Origin of the sequence: Brachybacterium sp. AG952, assembly GCF_004362645.1 — a bacterium.
Taxonomy (GTDB): domain Bacteria; phylum Actinomycetota; class Actinomycetes; order Actinomycetales; family Dermabacteraceae; genus Brachybacterium; species Brachybacterium conglomeratum.
Window position 1 is genome coordinate 73,712 of sequence record NZ_SNXV01000005.1, and the last position, 16,682, is coordinate 90,393.

Annotated in this window: 15 protein-coding genes; 8 read left to right on the top strand and 7 right to left on the bottom strand. The window is 73.1% G+C overall.

Annotated elements, in window-relative coordinates; genetic code table 11:
* The first annotated feature begins 87 nt into the window (after positions 1 to 87).
* Positions 88 to 600, top strand: a complete 513-nt coding sequence (locus DEU31_RS12785) for an inorganic diphosphatase (RefSeq protein ID WP_010551035.1) — start codon at positions 88 to 90, stop codon at positions 598 to 600.
* Positions 601 to 706: 106 nt separating this feature from the next.
* Here the strand turns inward: DEU31_RS12785 and DEU31_RS12790 are convergent, their stop codons facing one another.
* Both DEU31_RS12790 and DEU31_RS12795 read right to left on the bottom strand, forming a co-directional pair.
* Entirely contained in the window at positions 707 to 1,459 is a 753-nt protein-coding gene (locus tag DEU31_RS12790) for a hypothetical protein (RefSeq protein ID WP_243733838.1), read from the bottom strand.
* Between the two features lie 206 nt (positions 1,460 to 1,665).
* The gene (locus DEU31_RS12795) at positions 1,666 to 2,352 is read right to left on the bottom strand and encodes a peptide deformylase (RefSeq protein ID WP_010551033.1); all 687 of its coding nucleotides are present in this window, start codon (positions 2,350 to 2,352) and stop codon (positions 1,666 to 1,668) included.
* 270 nt (positions 2,353 to 2,622) lie between these two features.
* Between DEU31_RS12795 and ugpC the strand changes: the two genes are divergently transcribed.
* The 3 genes from ugpC to DEU31_RS12810 all read left to right on the top strand — a co-directional run bounded on the left by ugpC (position 2,623) and on the right by DEU31_RS12810 (position 5,880).
* Positions 2,623 to 3,708 carry a sn-glycerol-3-phosphate ABC transporter ATP-binding protein UgpC gene (gene ugpC / locus DEU31_RS12800; RefSeq protein ID WP_062949645.1) on the top strand — a complete coding sequence of 362 codons (1,086 nt, stop codon included), beginning with the start codon at positions 2,623 to 2,625 and terminating at the stop codon, positions 3,706 to 3,708.
* A gap of 215 nt (positions 3,709 to 3,923) precedes the next feature.
* On the top strand, positions 3,924 to 5,165 hold the full coding sequence (locus tag DEU31_RS12805; protein ID WP_010551031.1) for a DUF4032 domain-containing protein: 1,242 nt from the start codon (positions 3,924 to 3,926) through the stop codon (positions 5,163 to 5,165).
* Between the two features lie 28 nt (positions 5,166 to 5,193).
* Positions 5,194 to 5,880, top strand: a complete 687-nt coding sequence (locus tag DEU31_RS12810) for a membrane protein (protein ID WP_010551030.1) — start codon at positions 5,194 to 5,196, stop codon at positions 5,878 to 5,880.
* 81 nt (positions 5,881 to 5,961) lie between these two features.
* On the opposite strand, the gene rlmB is transcribed toward DEU31_RS12810, so the two are convergent.
* The 4 genes from rlmB to DEU31_RS12830 all read right to left on the bottom strand — a co-directional run bounded on the left by rlmB (position 5,962) and on the right by DEU31_RS12830 (position 10,219).
* Entirely contained in the window at positions 5,962 to 6,924 is a 963-nt protein-coding gene (gene rlmB / locus DEU31_RS12815; protein ID WP_133677440.1) for a 23S rRNA (guanosine(2251)-2'-O)-methyltransferase RlmB, read from the bottom strand.
* Between the two features lie 21 nt (positions 6,925 to 6,945).
* Complete coding sequence (gene cysS, locus DEU31_RS12820) at positions 6,946 to 8,391, bottom strand: cysteine--tRNA ligase (protein ID WP_133677441.1); 1,446 nt, start codon at positions 8,389 to 8,391, stop codon at positions 6,946 to 6,948.
* A gap of 85 nt (positions 8,392 to 8,476) precedes the next feature.
* Positions 8,477 to 8,959, bottom strand: coding sequence for a phage holin family protein (locus tag DEU31_RS12825; RefSeq protein ID WP_010551027.1), 483 nt, complete (start codon positions 8,957 to 8,959; stop codon positions 8,477 to 8,479).
* Between the two features lie 72 nt (positions 8,960 to 9,031).
* Positions 9,032 to 10,219, bottom strand: a complete 1,188-nt coding sequence (locus DEU31_RS12830) for a LacI family DNA-binding transcriptional regulator (protein WP_133677442.1) — start codon at positions 10,217 to 10,219, stop codon at positions 9,032 to 9,034.
* Between the two features lie 162 nt (positions 10,220 to 10,381).
* Between DEU31_RS12830 and DEU31_RS12835 the strand changes: the two genes are divergently transcribed.
* From DEU31_RS12835 to DEU31_RS12845, 3 genes are read left to right on the top strand one after another with little or no spacing between them, the layout of a single operon-like run.
* A complete protein-coding gene (locus tag DEU31_RS12835; RefSeq protein ID WP_133677443.1) occupies positions 10,382 to 11,767 on the top strand; it encodes a histidine kinase in 1,386 nt (461 codons plus the stop codon).
* Positions 11,764 to 12,420 (top strand): response regulator transcription factor, encoded by a 657-nt coding sequence (locus DEU31_RS12840; protein ID WP_062949631.1) that lies wholly within the window; start codon positions 11,764 to 11,766, stop codon positions 12,418 to 12,420. Before DEU31_RS12835 ends, DEU31_RS12840 begins: the two co-directional genes overlap by 4 nt.
* Positions 12,417 to 13,427: a DUF4097 family beta strand repeat-containing protein gene (locus DEU31_RS12845; RefSeq protein WP_133677444.1), complete on the top strand. Its 1,011-nt coding sequence runs from the start codon at positions 12,417 to 12,419 to the stop codon at positions 13,425 to 13,427. The genes DEU31_RS12840 and DEU31_RS12845 overlap by 4 nt, the downstream gene beginning before the upstream one ends.
* A 22-nt stretch (positions 13,428 to 13,449) precedes the next feature.
* Here DEU31_RS12845 and acs read toward each other — a convergent pair whose 3' ends face one another.
* Entirely contained in the window at positions 13,450 to 15,429 is a 1,980-nt protein-coding gene (gene acs, locus DEU31_RS12850) for an acetate--CoA ligase (RefSeq protein ID WP_133677445.1), read from the bottom strand.
* Positions 15,430 to 15,568: 139 nt separating this feature from the next.
* On the opposite strand from acs, the gene DEU31_RS12855 reads away from it, so the two are divergent.
* The gene (locus tag DEU31_RS12855; protein ID WP_133677446.1) at positions 15,569 to 16,672 is read left to right on the top strand and encodes an NADH:flavin oxidoreductase/NADH oxidase; all 1,104 of its coding nucleotides are present in this window, start codon (positions 15,569 to 15,571) and stop codon (positions 16,670 to 16,672) included.
* The last annotated feature ends 10 nt before the right edge of the window (positions 16,673 to 16,682 follow it).

A 16,682-nucleotide genomic window follows, 5' to 3' on the forward strand; every position in this document is an offset into this window, starting at 1 on the left:
ACGATATGGTGTCCCGGTCATCGGAAGCGGCCCCTGGGGCCGGAGCAATGAAGTGGCCCACGGGGCCGGAGCAATGGAGCGGCTGTCGTGGAATTCGACGTGACCATCGAGATCCCTCGCGGGAACCGGAACAAGTACGAGGTGGACCACCACAACGGGCGGATCCGCCTGGACCGGATGCTCTTCACCGCGACGCGCTATCCGGACGACTACGGCTTCATCGAGGGCACCCTCGGCGAGGACGGCGACCCGCTGGACTGCCTGGTCCTGCTCGAGGAGCCGACCTTCCCGGGCTGCCTGATCCGCTGCCGCGCGCTGGGCATGTTCCGCATGCGCGACGAGGCCGGCGGCGACGACAAGATCGTCGCGGTGCCCGTGGGCGATCGCCGTCAGGTGCGTCGCCAGGAGCTGACCGATGTCTCGGAGTTCCACCGTCTGGAGATCCAGCACTTCTTCGAGGTCTACAAGGATCTCGAGCCGGGCAAGAGCGTCGAGGGCGCGCACTGGGAGGGCCGCAGCGACGCGGAGGCGGAGATCCGCCGCTCCTACCAGCGTGCGGTCGGCACCGAGCACGCCAACGAGTTCACGCAGGAGGTCTGAGCGCGGTCCGTCCGCGCAGGACGCACGACGACGGGGCCGGTCCTGAGGGACCGGCCCCGTCGTCATGTGCGGGCGGGGCCGCGGGCGCGACGCCCGGGCCTCCCGCTCAGCGCCGGGTGAGCTCGCCCTCCGGGCCCTGCGTCCTCTGGCCGAAGATCTCGAGCATCGCCTCGACCACGGAGCGGGCCACGACGCGGGCGCCGAGGCCGCCGAGGACCGCGCCGATCCCGAAGGGCACCAGGCGTGCGAGCCACAGACCGCCGGTGCGGGCCACGACCCGGCGCCGCACGTACTTGTTGACCTGCTTGGTGACGAAGCCGGGCAGGAGGCCCCCGCCGCCGAGGACCGAGTTCCAGCGCATGCCCTGCCGGCCGAGCGCCTTGCCGATGATCTCGGCGCCGCGCTCGCCGCCGAGCACGCCCAGCAGCACGAGACGTCGGGTCTCGCGGTCGGTCATGTCGACGCCGTGGATGTCGGCGGCGGCGAGGGTGAGGAAGGCGCAGGACTCCGCGAAGGAGAGGCCCTCCCCCACGGTGAGGCCGATCGCGGCGGCGGTGCCGAGGCCCGGCAGCGCCGCGACGCCGCCGATGCCGGCGCCGGTCGCGGTGGTCAGCGCGGTGAAGCGCGTGGTGACCTTCTCCAGCAGCTGACGGTCGCTCGCCTCCGGGTGCTTGGCGCGCAGGTGCTCGACGTAGGTGCGGGCCAGCGGCGCCTGGACCTTGAGCGCGGCGTCGATCAGCGAGAGCCAGCGCTCGTCGAGCTGCTCGTCGAGGGTGCCCTCCTCGAGGGGCAGGTCGTCGGGTCGCGTCGCGGCGGCGCCGTGGTCGCGCGGGACGGGCTGCGGGGAGTTCGTGGCCACCTGGGCCTCCATTCGTCGGGGTCCTGAACAGGGCAACGGTATCGCGCACGGGGCCGCGCTCCTGGAGGGCGGGTGCGCACGGCGGGCGCCCGGCCCCCGGTCGGCTCCCCGCCCGACGGGGACGGGGCGACACCGCGAGCGCCGGACACCCCCGGCGCGGACCGGGCAGTGCGGAAGGGGCAGCGCGGACGGGGCGGCGCGGCGCCTCAGCGGCGCAGCACGACCTCTCCCTCGCCGAGCTCGGTGATGTCGCCGCTCAGGCCCAGGCGGCGCACGGCCTCGCCGAGGTCGGCGTAGTGGTGGACGTAGCCGGCCTCCACGAAGGAGCGCGCCACCATCCGGTCGTGGCAGAGGGTCCCGCCCAGGTGGTCCGTCTCGTGCTGGAGGATCCGCGCGGTCCAGCCCACGTGCTCCTCGTCGATCTCGCGCAGGGAGCCGCCGGGCAGCAGCTCGTGGGCGCGCAGGCGCACCCGGCGCGAGCGGGGCACGATCGACTGCCAGCCGTCGACCGAGAGGCAGCCCTCGAAGGCGAAGACGGTCTCGTCCCCTACGGGATCGACGACGGGGTCCAGCAGGGCGCGCAGCGCGAGCGGGCGGCGCTCGAGCAGCTCGTCCTCGGGGTCCTCCCCCTCCTCGGCGGCGAAGGGGTCCTCGACGACGTAGAAGCTCAGCGGCAGCCCGATCTGCGGGGCGGCGAGACCGACGCCGGGAGCGTCCCTCATCGTCACGGTCATGGCGTCCGCGAGCTCCGCCAGGAGCGCGGGCTCGAGGCGGTCGCGGGCGGCGACGGCGGTGCGGCGGAGGGCGGGATGCCCTGCCTGCACGATGCGCAGCGGGGCGCCCTCGCGGGGGCGTCGGTCCAGGATCTTCCGGGTCAGCTCAGCAGTGTCCACCTCCCCAGTATCCCGTGCCCGGCGCCGTGCCCGGGAGCGCGCCGGGCCGGGTCCTGCCGAGGAGCGGACGCGGCGGAGGGACGGTCCCGTCGAGGCGCGGCCGGGTAGGCGGCGCGCCGCCGGTGGCAGGGCGGACCGGGAGGGTGAGACGTGGGATACACTCTGCCGTGCCGGTGCGATGGAGCACCCCCGAGGAGCTCCCCGAACCGGTGTCACAGTCACTTCACAACGGATCGTCCGGCACGTACCTGCCGGTGAAGGAGAACCACCATGGCAACAGTCACGTTCGACAACGCCTCCCGGGTCTACCCGGGCCAGGAGCGCCCCGCGGTCGACAACCTCAACATCGAGATCGGCGACGGCGAGTTCCTCGTCCTCGTCGGCCCCTCGGGCTGCGGCAAGTCGACCTCCCTGCGCATGCTCGCCGGTCTCGAGGAGATCGACGCGGGCCGCATCCTCATCGGCGATCGTGACGTCACCGACGTCCCGCCGAAGGACCGCGACATCGCCATGGTGTTCCAGAACTACGCGCTGTACCCGCACATGACGGTCGCCGACAACATGGGCTTCGCCCTGAAGATCGCCGGCACCCCGAAGGCGGAGATCCGCAAGCGCGTCGAGGACGCCGCGGCGATCCTGGACCTCACCGAGTACCTCGACCGCAAGCCGAAGGCGCTCTCCGGCGGTCAGCGCCAGCGTGTGGCCATGGGCCGTGCGATCGTGCGCTCCCCGCAGGTGTTCCTCATGGACGAGCCGCTGTCGAACCTCGATGCGAAGCTGCGCGTCTCGACCCGTACCCAGATCGCCTCGCTGCAGCGTCGTCTCGGCGTCACCACCGTGTACGTCACCCACGACCAGACCGAGGCGATGACGATGGGCGACCGCGTGGCCGTCCTCGACCGCGGCGTGCTCCAGCAGATCGACTCCCCGCGCCGCATGTACGACCACCCGAACAACGTGTTCGTGGCCGGCTTCATCGGCTCCCCCGCCATGAACCTGCTCGAGGAGAAGCTCACCGACCAGGGCGTCCAGTTCGGCGGCGCCGTGCTGCCCGTGGACCGTGCGACCCTCTCGGACACCGACCAGTCCACCGTCACCGTGGGCGTGCGCCCCGAGGACCTCGAGCTCGTCGGCGACGAGCAGGGCATCGCGGTCGAGGTCGACGTGGTCGAGGAGCTCGGCGCGGACGCGTTCATCTACGGTCGCCGCGCCGGCAGCGACGAGACCGCCAAGCCGTTCATCGCGCGCGTCGACGGCCGCCGTCCCCCGGCCAAGGGCGAGACCGTCTACTTCCGTCCCAAGGAGGGCCACCTGCACCTCTTCGACGCGAAGTCGGGCAAGCGCCTCGGCGACTGAGCACCCCCGCTCCGCGCGACGGGCGTCCGGCTCCGGCCGGGCGCCCGTCGTCCGTCCCCGGCGGCCTCGGCGCCTCGCCCATCGGCTCCGGGACGGTTCCCGGGGACCTCGGGGCCGCGACGACACGAAGTCCTGAGCCGTGATCTTCCCGTCGGTCCGACGTGAAATGTGGAAGCGTATGGGCCTGGCCCTCACGCTCGGGAGAGAATGGACCCATGGCACCCCTGGAGATCACCGCGTCCCGTGCAGACCCTGCACTGCTGGATCTGCCCTGGGAGACGCCGCTGGAGCAGTGGCCCGACGAGATCCTGGCCGCGCTCCCCCGCGGCATCTCCCGCCATGTGGTCCGCTTCGTCCGGGTCTCGGGGCGGGTGCTCGCGCTCAAGGAGATCAACCACCACCTCGCCCAGCGCGAGTACGACACGCTCAAGGTGCTCGGCCGGATCGGCATCCCCTCGGTCGAGCCCTTCGCCGTGGTCTCCGGTCGCACGGGCCGCTCCGGCGAGGCGCTGGACGCCGTGCTGATCACCCGCCATCTGCAGTTCTCCCTCCCCTACCGGGCCGTGTTCAGCCAGGTCTCGCGCCAGAACACCGCCCAGCGCCTGCTCGACGCGCTCGCCGTGCTGCTGGTGCGGCTGCATCTGGAGGGCTTCTACTGGGGCGATGTGTCGCTGTCGAACACGCTGTTCCGCCGTGACGCGGGGGCCTTCGCCGCCTACATCGTCGATGTCGAGACCGGTTCCCTGCACGAGACGCTCACGACCGGGCAGCGCCACTACGACCTCGACCTGGCCCGCACCAACATCATCGGCGAGCTGATGGACCTGCAGGCCGGCGACATGATCGGCCCCGAGGTCGACCCTGTCGAGATCGGCGACGACCTCGTGGCCCGCTACGAGGAGCTGTGGGAGGCGCTGACCTCCTCGGAGCGCTTCTCCGCCGACGAGCGCTGGCGCGTCTCCGCCCGGATCGAGCGGCTGAACAAGCTCGGCTTCGACGTGGGCGAGCTCGAGATCACCACCGACCTCGACGGCACGACCCTCTCGATCCGCCCCAAGGTCGTCGACGCCGGTCACCACTCGAGGCGCCTGATGCGCCTGACCGGCATCGACGCCCAGGAGAACCAGGCACGTCGACTCCTGAACGATCTCGACCAGTTCCGCGCGGACACGGAGCAGCAGGCCGAGGAGGAGGAGTTCGTCGCCCACGAGTGGCTCAAGGATCAGTACGAGCCCGTGGTCCGGGCGATCCCCCGGTCGATGCGCTCGAAGCTCGAGCCGCCGGAGTTCTTCCACGAGGTGCTCGAGCACAAGTGGTTCCTCTCCGAGCAGGCCGGAGTCGACGTGAGCCTCGACGACACCGTGCGGCACTACATCCTCAACGAGCTCATCCACCGGCCCGACGAGAAATCGCTGGTGACCACCGAGACCTCGGCCCTGCCGATCGTCGAGGCCTGAGCGGGCCGGGAGGAGACCGGGACGAGACGTGGCTGCGTCGGAGCGGCGCCGGCATCCCCGGCTCGACAACCTGTCCCTGCGCGATCAGCTGGGCGTGGACCGGCTGGCGCGCCGGCTCGTCCAGATGATGATCGGGCTGACCGGCTTCGGGCTGTCGCTGGCGATGCTGCTGCGCTCGGGGCTGGGCGGCGCGCCCTGGGACGTCTTCCACGCGGCGCTCGCCGAGCGGCTCGGCGCGACCGTGGGGTCGATGAGCATCGCGGTGAGCTTCGTGCTGCTCCTGCTGTGGATCCCGCTGCGCGAGCGGCTCGGGATCGGCACGATCGCGAACGCGATCTGGGTGGGGGTCAGCATCGACCTCGGGATGCTGATCCTGCCGGAGGCGAGCTCGCTGCCCGTCGCGATCGCCCTCATGCTGCTCGGCGTGGTGGTCAACGGGATCAGCGGCGCCGTCTACATCGGCGCGCAGCTCGGTGCGGGCGCCCGCGACGGGCTGATGACGGCGCTCAGCCGGGTGCTCTCCCGGCCCGTCGGGCCGGTGCGGATCGTGCTCGAGGTGATCGTGCTGGTGACCGGATGGCTGCTGGGCGGACCGCTCGGGCTCGGCACCGTCGTCTACGCGATCGCGCTCGGCCCCGTCATCCAGCTGGTGCTGCCCCACATGCTGATCCCGGTCCGCTCGGTGCGGGGCAGGGAGCCCGGCGCCGCGCGCTGAGGCGCGCGGGCCGGGGCTCTCGGGCCAGGCCGGGACTCTCGCGGCAGGCCGAGCCGGAAGGGTCAGGCCAGTCCGGGAGGGTCAGGCCAGGCCGTGCTGGTCTCGGACCCCGGAGATCTCGTAGAGCGCGATCGCTGCGGCGACCGAGGCGTTCAGCGACTCGGAGCGCCCCGCCATCGGGATCGAGACCACCTGGTCGCTGGTCTCCCGCGCGAGGCGGGAGAGGCCCTTGCCCTCGGCGCCGACGACGAGCACGGTCGGCTGGGTGCCGAGCTCGAGCTCGCGCGAGGTGACGTCGCCGTCCGCGTCGAGGCCGAGCACGAACACGTCCTGCTCCTTGAGGGCGGCGAGGGTGCGGTTGAGGTTCGTGACCTGGGCGACGCGGACGCGGCCGGCGGCGCCCGCCGCGACCTTCCACACGCTCGCGGTCATCGACACGCTGCGCCGCTCCGGCAGGATCACGCCGTGCGCGCCGAAGGCGTCGGCGGAGCGGAGGATCGCGCCGAGGTTGCGGGGGTCGGTGATGCCGTCGAGCGCGACCAGCAGCGGCGGCTCGAAGCGGTCCGCGGCGATCTCGAGCAGCTCGTCGACCTCGGCGTACTCGTAGGGCGGGATCGTCAGCGCCACGCCCTGGTGCACCGAGTGGTCGGTCATGCGGTCGAGGTCGGTGCGGGTCGCCTCGACGACCGGCAGCGCCCGCGCCGCGGCCAGGCGCATGATCTCCCGCACGCGCTCGTCGGCGTCGATCCGCACCATGAGGGTCAGCTGAGTGGCGGGGATCTCCTCCCGCAGCGCCTCCAGCACCGCATTGCGCCCGGCGACCTGGTCGCTGCCGGGCGCCTTGCCCTTGGCCTTGGGCCCGCCGCGTCGTCCCGCGGCGCCGGAACCCGAGCCGCCGGCGTACTTCTTGTGGTTCGGGCGCTCCTCGGCCTTCGGGGTGGGGCCCTTGCCCTCCAGACCCCGTCGACGCACACCGCCGGAGCCGACGGTCGCGCCCTTCTTGCCCTTGCGCACCGCGCCGCGGCGCGAGCTGTTGCCTGCCATGGATCGTCTCCTCAGTCCTGCTCAGTCTCGGGTCTCGAGGGTCCAGCGGGCGCCGCCCTGGCCGTCCTCGATGCGGATCCCGGCGGCGGTCAGCGCATCACGCAGCGCGTCGGCCCGGGCCCAGTCCTTCTCGGCGCGCGCCGCCTCGCGGGCGGTGAGCTGCGCGGAGATCAGTGCTTCGAGCGCCGCATGCTCCGCCCCGGCGGCGCCTGCCTCCCCACCCCACTGCTCCCCCAGCGGGTCCAGCCCCAGCACGTCGAGCATGGCCCGCAGACGGCCGAGGCCCTCGGCGACCTGGGCGCCGTCCGCCCCGCCGCGCGCGGCCAGGAGCGTGTTCAGCGCCGCCTGCTCGCGATGGATCACCGCGAGCGCCTCGGGGACGGAGAGGTCGTCGTCCATCGCCGCGACGAACTCCTGCGGCAGCTCCACGGCGCGCAGGTCGGCGTCGGCCGCGGCGATCGGGGCTCCCTCGAGCTGCTCGGCGGCGCGGCGCGCGGTCGCGGAGAACCGCTCCCACACCGTCTCCGCCTCCCGCATCGCGGTGGTGTTGTACTCGATCGTCGCGCGGTAGTGGCCGCCGACGAGGGCGAGGCGCACCGCCGCGGCGGGGTGCTCGCCGAGCGCATCGGCGGCGGTGACGAAGTTGTCCAGGCTCTTGCCCATCTTCAGCCCGTCGACCGTGACCATGCCGGAGTGCATCCAGCGTTGGGCGAAGCCGTAGCCGGCGGCGTGGGACTGCGCCTGCTCGTTCTCGTGGTGGGGGAAGCGCAGGTCGAGCCCGCCGGCGTGGATGTCGAAGGTCTCGCCGAGGTACTTGCGGCTCATGGCGGAGCACTCGAGGTGCCAGCCGGGCCGTCCGCGGCCGAAGGGCGTGTCCCAGGAGGCGGTCTCCGGCTCGGTCGCCTTCGCCGCCTTCCACAGGGCGAAGTCACGGCGGTCGCGCTTGCCCGGCTCCATCTCCTCGCCCGCGTCCTGCATGTCCTCGAGGGACTGGCGGGTCAGCGCGCCGTAGGCGGGCAGCGAGGCGACGTCGAAGTAGACCGAGCCGGCGCCGTCGGCGTAGGCGTGGCCGCGCTCGATCAGGCGCTGCATGAGCTCGATCATCTCGGGCACGTGCCCGGTGGCGCGCGGCTCGTAGGTGGGGCGGCGGTTCCCGATCCGGTCCAGCACGTCCTGGAACTCGCGCTCGAAGCGCAGCGACCAGGCGAACCACTCGGCGCCCGCCTCGGCGGACTTCGCGAGGATCTTGTCGTCGATGTCGGTGACGTTGCGGACGTGCGCGACCTCGTAGCCGCTGCGCTCGAGCCAGCGCACCAGCACGTCGAAGGAGAGGAAGGTGCGCAGGTGCCCGAGGTGGGGCGCGCCCTGCGTGGTGGGACCGCAGACGTACAGCGACACCGCCCCCTCGCGCACCGGGGTGAACGGTGCAGTGGTGCGGGTGGCGGTGTCGTGCAGGTGGAGAGTCACGTCCCCAGGGTACTGCCTGGTGGCGCCGTCTCCGCTCAGAGCGTTCGTCGGGCGCGCGCGGTCGGGGCGATTAGCCCCTGGGCGGTCACTCGGTGCGGGCGCTGACCTGCTTGCCGTAGAGCTCCTCGAAGGTGTCGTCGTAGGAGACGGCGTTGCTGCGGCGCTTGCCCTGGACGGCCTGGACCGCGGACTGGGCGGTCTCGATCGTGGTCTCGGGGGCCTTCAGCTTCTTGGAGACCAGGAAGGCGACGAGACCGGCGATCGCGCCGAGGAGGATGAACACGCCGGCGACGATGAGGAACGAGCCCCAGGCCGGCAGCCCGAGCGCCTGCAGGCCGGTCGCGGCCGCGAAGAGCAGCATGACCCAGGCCGACAGCAGGAGGAACAGCAGCACGGCGGCCATTGCGGCGATGATGCCGATCTTGATGCCGAGGGCGGTGATCTCCTTCTTGGCGATGTCGATCTCGTGATGGACGACGCCCAGGAGCTCATCGCGGATGGACTGGACGAGCTCGCCGATGGACCGCTGGGTGGGCGGCGTGCTCGGGTCGTTCGTGGTGTTGATCATGATCGGAGCCTATCGCAGGGTGCGGGCGTTTCTGTGTCGGATCGTGCCGGATCGAGGGAGCGGGCCGAGGGCTCAGTCCACCGAGATCCGCTTGCGGCGGGTGGTCTCGGGGCGGGGGCCGGCGGCGGTGGTGCGGCGCGCCACCAGGGAGGGGGCGACCGCGACGTCCCGGAAGGGTCCCTCGTGGCCGGAGACGCGGTCCACCAGCATCTGGGCCGCCAGGGCGCCGAGCCGCTCCGAGTTCGGGTCCACGCTGGTCAGCTCCGCGACGCCGGAGGAGGCGAGCGAGGTGTTGCCGTAGCCGGCGACCGCGAAGGCCTCCGGCACGTCATAGCCGGCCTCGCGGGCCGCGGAGAGCACGCCGACGGCGGTGACGTCGTTGGCGCAGGTGACCGCGGTGGGGACCTGGCTCCCGCGCAGCAGCATCGACCCGGCGGTCTGGCCGACCTGCTCGGTGAAGTCGCCCGGCTCGACCCGGGCCGAGTCCGCCAGGCCGTGGCGCGCCATCGCGGCGCGGAAGGCGTCGGCGCGCTCGCGGGCGACGGCCGCGCCGACCCCGCCGACGTGAGCGATCTCGCGGTGGCCGAGGCTCACCAGGTGGTCGACCAGGAGGCCCTGCCCGACCTCGTCGTCGATGCGGACCGTGTCGATCCGGCCGACGAGCTCCTTCGAGCAGCCGATCCCGACCAGGGGGCGGTTGCCGGTGGCCTCGAGGACCTCGTCCATGTCGGCGAGATCGGAGACCATCAGGAAGCCGTCCACGCCGAGGTGGACGAGGTTCTCGATCGCGTCGGTGTCCACGGCGACCGGGTACTCCGGCAGGCGCCGACGGGTGGGCACGACCACGGCGGTGCGGCCGGTCGCGGCGAGCTCGATGCGGATCGAGCGGACGAGGTCGGAGATCCAGGTGTTGCGCATGGTGTTCACGAGCACGGCGACGACGCCGCGGTGCTCCGTCTCCCCGCTGAGCTCCTCGAGCGGGAAGTGCAGGCGCTCGGCGGCCTCGCGCACGCGCTCCACCATCCGGGGCTTGATCTCGTCGGCGCCGCGCAGGGCGCGCAGCGCGACCGCGCTGGAGATCCCCAGCGAGTTCGCGACGTCGCGGAGGGTGCCGCGGGAGGCGCCGTCGGCGTCGAGCTCGGCGGCGGTCGACTCCACGTTCTCGACCATCTGGCCGGTCGAGCCGTCGTCGGCCTGGGCGGCGGCCGCGTCGTTGTGGGGGTCCAGGGAGCTGTCGGAGGAGGTGGCGTCACTGCTCATGGCCTCCATTGAACCGCATCGGCGGCGGCCGCGGCGGCAGGTCCGCGGGTGCGGTCGGTGCGGGATGGCTCACCCGGCGCCGGCGGCGCGGGGGATATCCCCCGCGCATGCCGACGGCGGACCCGGTGGGACCGGTCGCGAGGGCCCGTCTAGTGTCGACCCATGGACGACACGAGCGAGAGGACCGGGGCGCCCGCCCGGTCCCGGATCTCCCCCGCCGCGCTGGCCTCGGTGGTCGTCGGCGGGGTGCTGAGCCTCACCTGGTGCGTGGCGAGCATCGTCATGCTCGTGGCGGGGCTGAGCGCCCTGCCCGCGCTGGGCAGCGGGCTGCTGCTGCTGGTCCCGTGGCTGCTGCTGATGCAGGTCGCGGTGCGGATCGAGCGGCGCCGCGCGGTCGCGGTGCACGGCATCGGGGTGAACATCCCCGCTCGGCGCCGCTCGCTGCGTCGCGGTGCGACCGGCTGGCTGCAGGACCGCTGGTTCGAGCTCGGCACCGGCGGGTTCTGGCGCGGGGTCCTCCACCACCACCTCGCGATGATCGTGGCCGGGGCGTTCCTGCTCGTCTCCCTCGCGATGCTGTGGCTGGGCTGGTCCGGCTGGGAGCTCGCGCTGCTGCACGGCCCCGTCCGGATCGCGAGCCTGGAGCTGTCCCGCTGGGCCCTCGCCGTGCTCGGCACCGCGGCCCTGGCGCTCTGCGCGGTGCTGCTCGCCCTCGGCGCGCTCGCCGACCGCGGTCTCGCCCGCGGCCTGATCTCCGGCTCCGAGGAGGAGCTGCGGGAGCAGGTGGCGGACCTCGCCGAACGGCGTCAGGGCGCGGTCGACGCCGCCGCCCAGGAGCGGCTGCGCATCGAGCGGGATCTCCACGACGGGGTGCAGCCGCGTCTGGTGAACCTCGCCATGACCCTGGGTCTCGCCCGCACCGCGATCCGCACCGACCCGGACCGGGCCGAGCGGCTCGTCGGTGAGGCGCATGCGGAGGCGAAGGCCGTGATGACCGACCTGCGCCAGCTCGCCCGCGGGATCCACCCGGCGGTGCTCACCGACCGGGGCCTGGATGCGGCGCTCTCCGCCCTCGCCGCCCGCTCCCGCATCCCCGTCGACCTCGACGTCTCCCTGCTGGGGCCGGCGCACGCCGGGCTGGACCGGGAGCGGGAGGGCGTGGCCTACTTCGTGGTCGCCGAGGCGCTGACCAACATCGCCAAGCACGCGGAGGCCGAGCAGGTCTCCGTGAGCGTGCGCCAGGACCCGCACGCGCTGCGGGTGCGGATCGAGGACGACGGGCGCGGCGGGGCGCGGGTGCGCCGCGACGGGCTCTCCACCGGCCTCGCCGGGCTCACCGACCGGGTCCGCGCGACCGGCGGCGTGCTCGGGATCAGCAGCCCCGTCGGCGGCGGCACCGTGCTCGAGGCCGTCCTGCCCACCGGCGCGCCGGCCTCCGGCGCCGCTCCCCTGCGACCGGCCCTGTCCGCCGACCTGACCGCCGTCCCCCTCCCGCGCCCGGCCGACGGGACCGGGACCCGAGACCAGACCCTGGAGGTCCCCCGATGAGGATCGTGATCGCCGACGACGCCGTGCTGCTGCGCGCCGGGCTCGAGAGGCTCCTGACCGACGCCGGCCACGAGGTGGTCGCCGCGGTGGGCGACGCGGCGGGCCTGCTCGCCGCTGTCTCCCACCACCGGCCCGACCTCGCGGTGATCGACGTGCGGATGCCGCCGACGTTCACCGACGAGGGCGTGCGGGCCGCGGTGCTGATCCGGCAGCAGGATCCCGAGGTGGCGCTGCTGGTGCTCTCCCAGTACGTCGAGGAGCGCTACGCCTCCGATCTCATCGCCGACTCCTCGCACGGCCTGGGCTACGTGCTCAAGGACCGGGTCGCGGACGTGGAGGAGTTCCTCGGGGTGGTGGCCGACGTCGGCGAGGGCGGGACCTGGCTGGACCCCGAGGTGGTCCAGCAGATCTTCGTCCGCTCCCGCCGGCGCCGCACCCTCGAGGCGCTCACCCCGCGGGAGCGCGAGGTGCTCTCCCTGATGGCGCAGGGCCGCTCGAACCAGGCGATCGCCGATGCGCTGTTCGTCTCCGCCGGAAGCGTCGAGAAGCACATCTCCTCCCTGCTCACGAAGCTGGACCTGCCGCCCGTGGACGGCGAGAACCGACGGGTCATGGCGGTGCTGCGCTATCTGGAGTCGGAGGACCGGACGTGAGCACCGTGGACCGCGGGCTCGCCGCGCGCGGCGATGCCGCGTCGGACGGCGGTGCGCTGCGGGAGGTGGACGCCGCCGTGGTGGGCGACGGCGCCTCGGGGGCGGGGCGCGGCCTGCCCCCGGAGCGTCGATACGACCCGCCGCGCCGGCTCACTCCCTCCCGCGAGCGCGACCGCCCCTGGCGCCGGGGCGTGGTCCTCGCCGGCGGCGCCGTGATGCTGGTGGTGATCCTGTTCCTGGCCGCCTCGACAGCCTTCACCTGGTGGAACGGCCGCGCCTACCAGGACGTCCCCGCGACCGCGGGTCTCGGGACCCCCTCCTCGCTGCAGCTGACCAGCACCCTCGGCGATGTGCGGGTGCAGCCCTCCGAGGAGGTCGACGAGGTGACGCTCTCGCTCGTCACCCCGGGCACCACGGTCCCGTCGCCGGCCGGGGAGCAGGTCCACGCCCGCCTCGAGCGCGGCGGCACGGGCTCCGCCGTGGCCATCGCCGTGAGCCAGCCCGAGAGCTACTCCACCTGGCCCGGCCTCGACGACACCCGCGACGTGCTCGTGCTGGTCCCGGTCGGGCACGAGTTGGACCTCGACCTCCGCACCGATGTGGGGGACGTGGTCGCCGAGGGCGACTTCGGCTCCCTCGCGGTGCGCTCCGACGTGGGCGACGTGCACCTGGGCACCACGAGCATCGCGGAGGACGTCACCGTCTCGACCGAGGTCGGGGGGATCGAGGCCGACCTCGCCGCCCCCGGCCCTACGGCCGTGGACCTCTCCTCGACCCTCGGGGACATCTCCCTGCAGCTCCCCGCGGAGGCGAGCGGAGCGGTCGGGGCGGTGACCGAGCTCGGCGACGTGCGGATCGCGGTCGGGGGCACCTCGACGTGGCAGGTCGAGACGCGCAGCTCGCTGGGCGAGGTCACCGTGGACCCCGCGCTCCGCGGCTCCGAGGCGGAGTCCGCGGGCACGCTGACCGCCGTCACCGAGACCGGGGACGTCACGCTCACGCGCTGAACGTCCCCGGGCCCGGCGTCCCTCAGGACTTCCCGGACATCCCCTGCTGGATCAGGTCCATCACCGAGGCGTCGGCGAGGGTCTGGGTGTCCCCCACCTGGCGGTTCTCGGCGACGTCACGCAGCAGGCGGCGCATGATCTTGCCCGAGCGGGTCTTGGGCAGCTCGGTGACCACCAGCACCCGCTTCGGCTTCGCGATCGGGCCGATCTCCTTGCCCACATGGGCCCGCAGCAGCTCGGGGACCTTCTCCTCGCCGCCGGCGGCCGCGATCTCCTCCGCGCTGCCGCCGCGCAGGATCACGAAGGCGACGGGCGCCTGCCCCGTGGTCTCGTCGTTCGCGCCGACCACCGCGGCCTCGGCGACCCAGTCGTGGCTGACCAGCGCGGACTCGATCTCCATGGTCGAGAGGCGGTGGCCTGAGACGTTCATGACGTCGTCCACACGGCCCAGCAGCCAGATGTCGCCGTCCTCGTCGCGCTTGGCGCCGTCGCCGGCGAAGTAGAGGCCCTCGAAGCGGGACCAGTAGGTTTCCTTGAAGCGCTCCGGGTCGCCCCAGATGCCGCGGAGCATGCCGGGCCAGGGCTTGTCGAGCACGAGATAGCCGCCCTCGCCGTTCGCGACCGACGTCCCGCTCTCGTCCACGACGTCCGCGCCGATCCCGGGCAGCGGCACCTGCGCGGAGCCGGGCTTGGTGGCGGTGATGCCGGGCAGCGGCGAGATCATGATGCCGCCGGTCTCGGTCTGCCACCAGGTGTCCACGATCGGGCAGCGGTCCCCGCCGATCACGCGGCGGTACCACATCCACGCCTCGGGGTTGATCGCCTCGCCGACGCTGCCGAGCAGGCGCAGCGAGGAGAGGTCGTGCTTCGCGGGGATGTCCTCGCCCCACTTCATGGCGGTGCGGATCGCGGTGGGCGAGGAGTAGAACAGGGTGACCCCGTGCTTCTCGACGATCTCCCACCAGCGGCCCTGGTGCGGGGTGTCCGGGGTGCCCTCGTAGATCACCTGCGTGGCGCGGTTGGCCATCGGGCCGTAGACGACGTAGGTGTGCCCGGTGATCCAGCCGACGTCGGCGGTGCACCAGTACACGTCGGACCTCGGCTTGAGGTCGAAGACGTTGCGGTGGGTGTACGCGGCCTGGGTGAGATACCCGCCGGTGGTGTGGACGATGCCCTTGGGCTTCCCGGTGGTGCCGGAGGTGTAGAGGATGAACAGCGGGTGCTCGGCCTCCACCGGCACCGGCGCGTGCTCGGTCGAGGCGGTCTCCCTCGCCTCGTGCCACCACACGTCACGGCCCTCGGTCCACTCCACGTCCCCGCCGGTGCGGCGCACCACGAGGACCTTCTCCACGGAGTCCGCGCCGCCGGCGAGCGCCTCGTCGACGGCGGGCTTGAGCGGGAGCTGCTTGCCGCGGCGGTTCTGCCCGTCGGCGGTGATCACCACGCGCGCCTCGGCGTCCTCGATCCGGGAGCGCAGCGCGTCGGCGCTGAAGCCGCCGAAGACGACGGAGTGGGGCGCGCCGAGGCGGGCGCAGGCGAGCATCGCGAAGACGGCCTCGGGGATCATCGGCAGGTAGATCGCGACGCGGTCGCCGGTCCTCACGCCGAGGTCGACGAGCGCGTTCGCCATGCGGGAGATCTCGTCCTTGACGTCCGCATAGGTGAACGTGGCGTCGGAGCCGTCCTCGTACTCGGCCAGCAGTGCGACCTGGTCGCCGTGGCCGGACTCGACGTGGCGGTCCACGCAGTTGTAGGCGACGTTGAGGGTGCCGTCGGCGAACCAGCGCGCGAAGGGCGGGTTCGACCAGTCCAGCGTCTCGGTGAAGGGCGTCTCCCAGCTCAGCAGGCTCGCGCGCGAGCGCCAGAACGCGACGCGGTCCCGCTCGGCCTCCTCGTAGAGCGAGGGGCGGGCGACCGCGTCCTGCACGAACTCGGTGGGCGGGGAGAAGGTGCGGGTCTCCTGGGAGAGGTTCTCGATCCCGGTGACGGCCTCGTCAGTCATGAACACTCCTGCTTCACGGGCCCCGGGGCGACCGGGGCGGATGGACGCGAACACCGTATCGCAGGAGATGCACGTCACGCTCACGACGGTCATGGGCGGACCGACGCCCTCCCGGCCGGGCCGACTACCGTGGGGGACCATGGCCCCAGACCCCTCCGTCGCCCCCGCCCTGCTCGCCCCGGCGCAGCTGCGCCGTCTCGAGATGCGCAACCGCATCTGGCTCGCCCCGATGTGCCAGTACATGGTCGAGGAGCGGGACGGCGTGCCCACCGACTGGCACCTGGTGCACCTCGGCGCGCGGGCCGCGGGCGGCTTCGGGATGATCGTCACGGAGGCGACGGCGGTCTCCCCGGAGGGGCGCATCAGCCCCCAGGACACAGGGCTGTGGAACCGCGAGCAGACTGACGCGTGGCGGCAGATCACCTCCTTCTGCCAGGGCCAGGGCGCCCGCATCGCCGTGCAGCTCGCCCATGCCGGCCGCAAGGCCTCCACCTGGCCGGCCCTGCCCCGCTACCGCGCGCGGCGCGGCACGGTGCCGGAGTTCGCCGCGGGCTGGCGCACCGTCGGCCCCACCCCGGAGCCCTTCCCGGGGCTGGATGCGCCCGATGCTCTGGGGAAGGAGGAGATCGCCGGGGTGGTCGCCGACTTCGTCGCCGCCACCGGCCGGGCCGAGGAGGCGGGCTTCGATGCGGTCGAGCTGCACTTCGCCCACGGCTATCTCGTCCACGAGTTCCTCTCGCCGCTGGTGAACACGCGCACCGACGAGTACGGGGGCGACGGGCCGGGACGGCGCCGCCTGGCCCGGGAGATCGCCGCGGCGGTGCGCGAGGCCTGGCCGGCCGACCGCCCGCTGATCGTGCGCATCAGCGCGACCGACTGGATCGACGGGGGCTGGGACATCACCCAGTCCGTCGAGCTCGCCCGCGAGCTCGAGGAGGTCGGCGTCGACGCGCTGCACGTCTCCACCGGCGGTGCCGTCATCGCGGACATCGCGGTGGGCCCCGAGTACCAGGTCGGCTTCGCACGGACGCTGCGCGATGCCGTCTCGATGCCGGTCGCGGCCGTCGGCCTGATCACCGATCCGCACGGCGCCCAGGAGGTGCTCGAGCGCGGGGACGCCGACTTCGTGGCCGTGGGCCGGGCGGCCCTGCGCGAGCCGGGCTGGCCCCAGCGCGCCGCGCACGAGCTGGGGGTGCGCGATCCTGCGCTCTACCCCGGCGCCTACCACCGCGGCTCCTGGTGAGCGGCACGGC

Excerpts from the sequence above, each read along its gene's own strand:
- DEU31_RS12805 (WP_010551031.1), top strand. The coding sequence starts at position 3,924 with ATGGCACCCCTGGAGATCACCGCGTCCCGTGCAGACCCTGCACTGCTG.
- DEU31_RS12825 (WP_010551027.1), bottom strand. The coding sequence starts at position 8,959 with ATGATCAACACCACGAACGACCCGAGCACGCCGCCCACCCAGCGGTCC.
- DEU31_RS12855 (WP_133677446.1), top strand. The coding sequence starts at position 15,569 with ATGGCCCCAGACCCCTCCGTCGCCCCCGCCCTGCTCGCCCCGGCGCAG.
- ugpC (WP_062949645.1), top strand. The coding sequence starts at position 2,623 with ATGGCAACAGTCACGTTCGACAACGCCTCCCGGGTCTACCCGGGCCAG.
- DEU31_RS12830 (WP_133677442.1), bottom strand. The coding sequence starts at position 10,219 with ATGAGCAGTGACGCCACCTCCTCCGACAGCTCCCTGGACCCCCACAAC.
- rlmB (WP_133677440.1), bottom strand. The coding sequence starts at position 6,924 with ATGGCAGGCAACAGCTCGCGCCGCGGCGCGGTGCGCAAGGGCAAGAAG.
- DEU31_RS12840 (WP_062949631.1), top strand. The coding sequence starts at position 11,764 with ATGAGGATCGTGATCGCCGACGACGCCGTGCTGCTGCGCGCCGGGCTC.
- acs (WP_133677445.1), bottom strand. The coding sequence starts at position 15,429 with ATGACTGACGAGGCCGTCACCGGGATCGAGAACCTCTCCCAGGAGACC.
- DEU31_RS12835 (WP_133677443.1), top strand. The coding sequence starts at position 10,382 with ATGGACGACACGAGCGAGAGGACCGGGGCGCCCGCCCGGTCCCGGATC.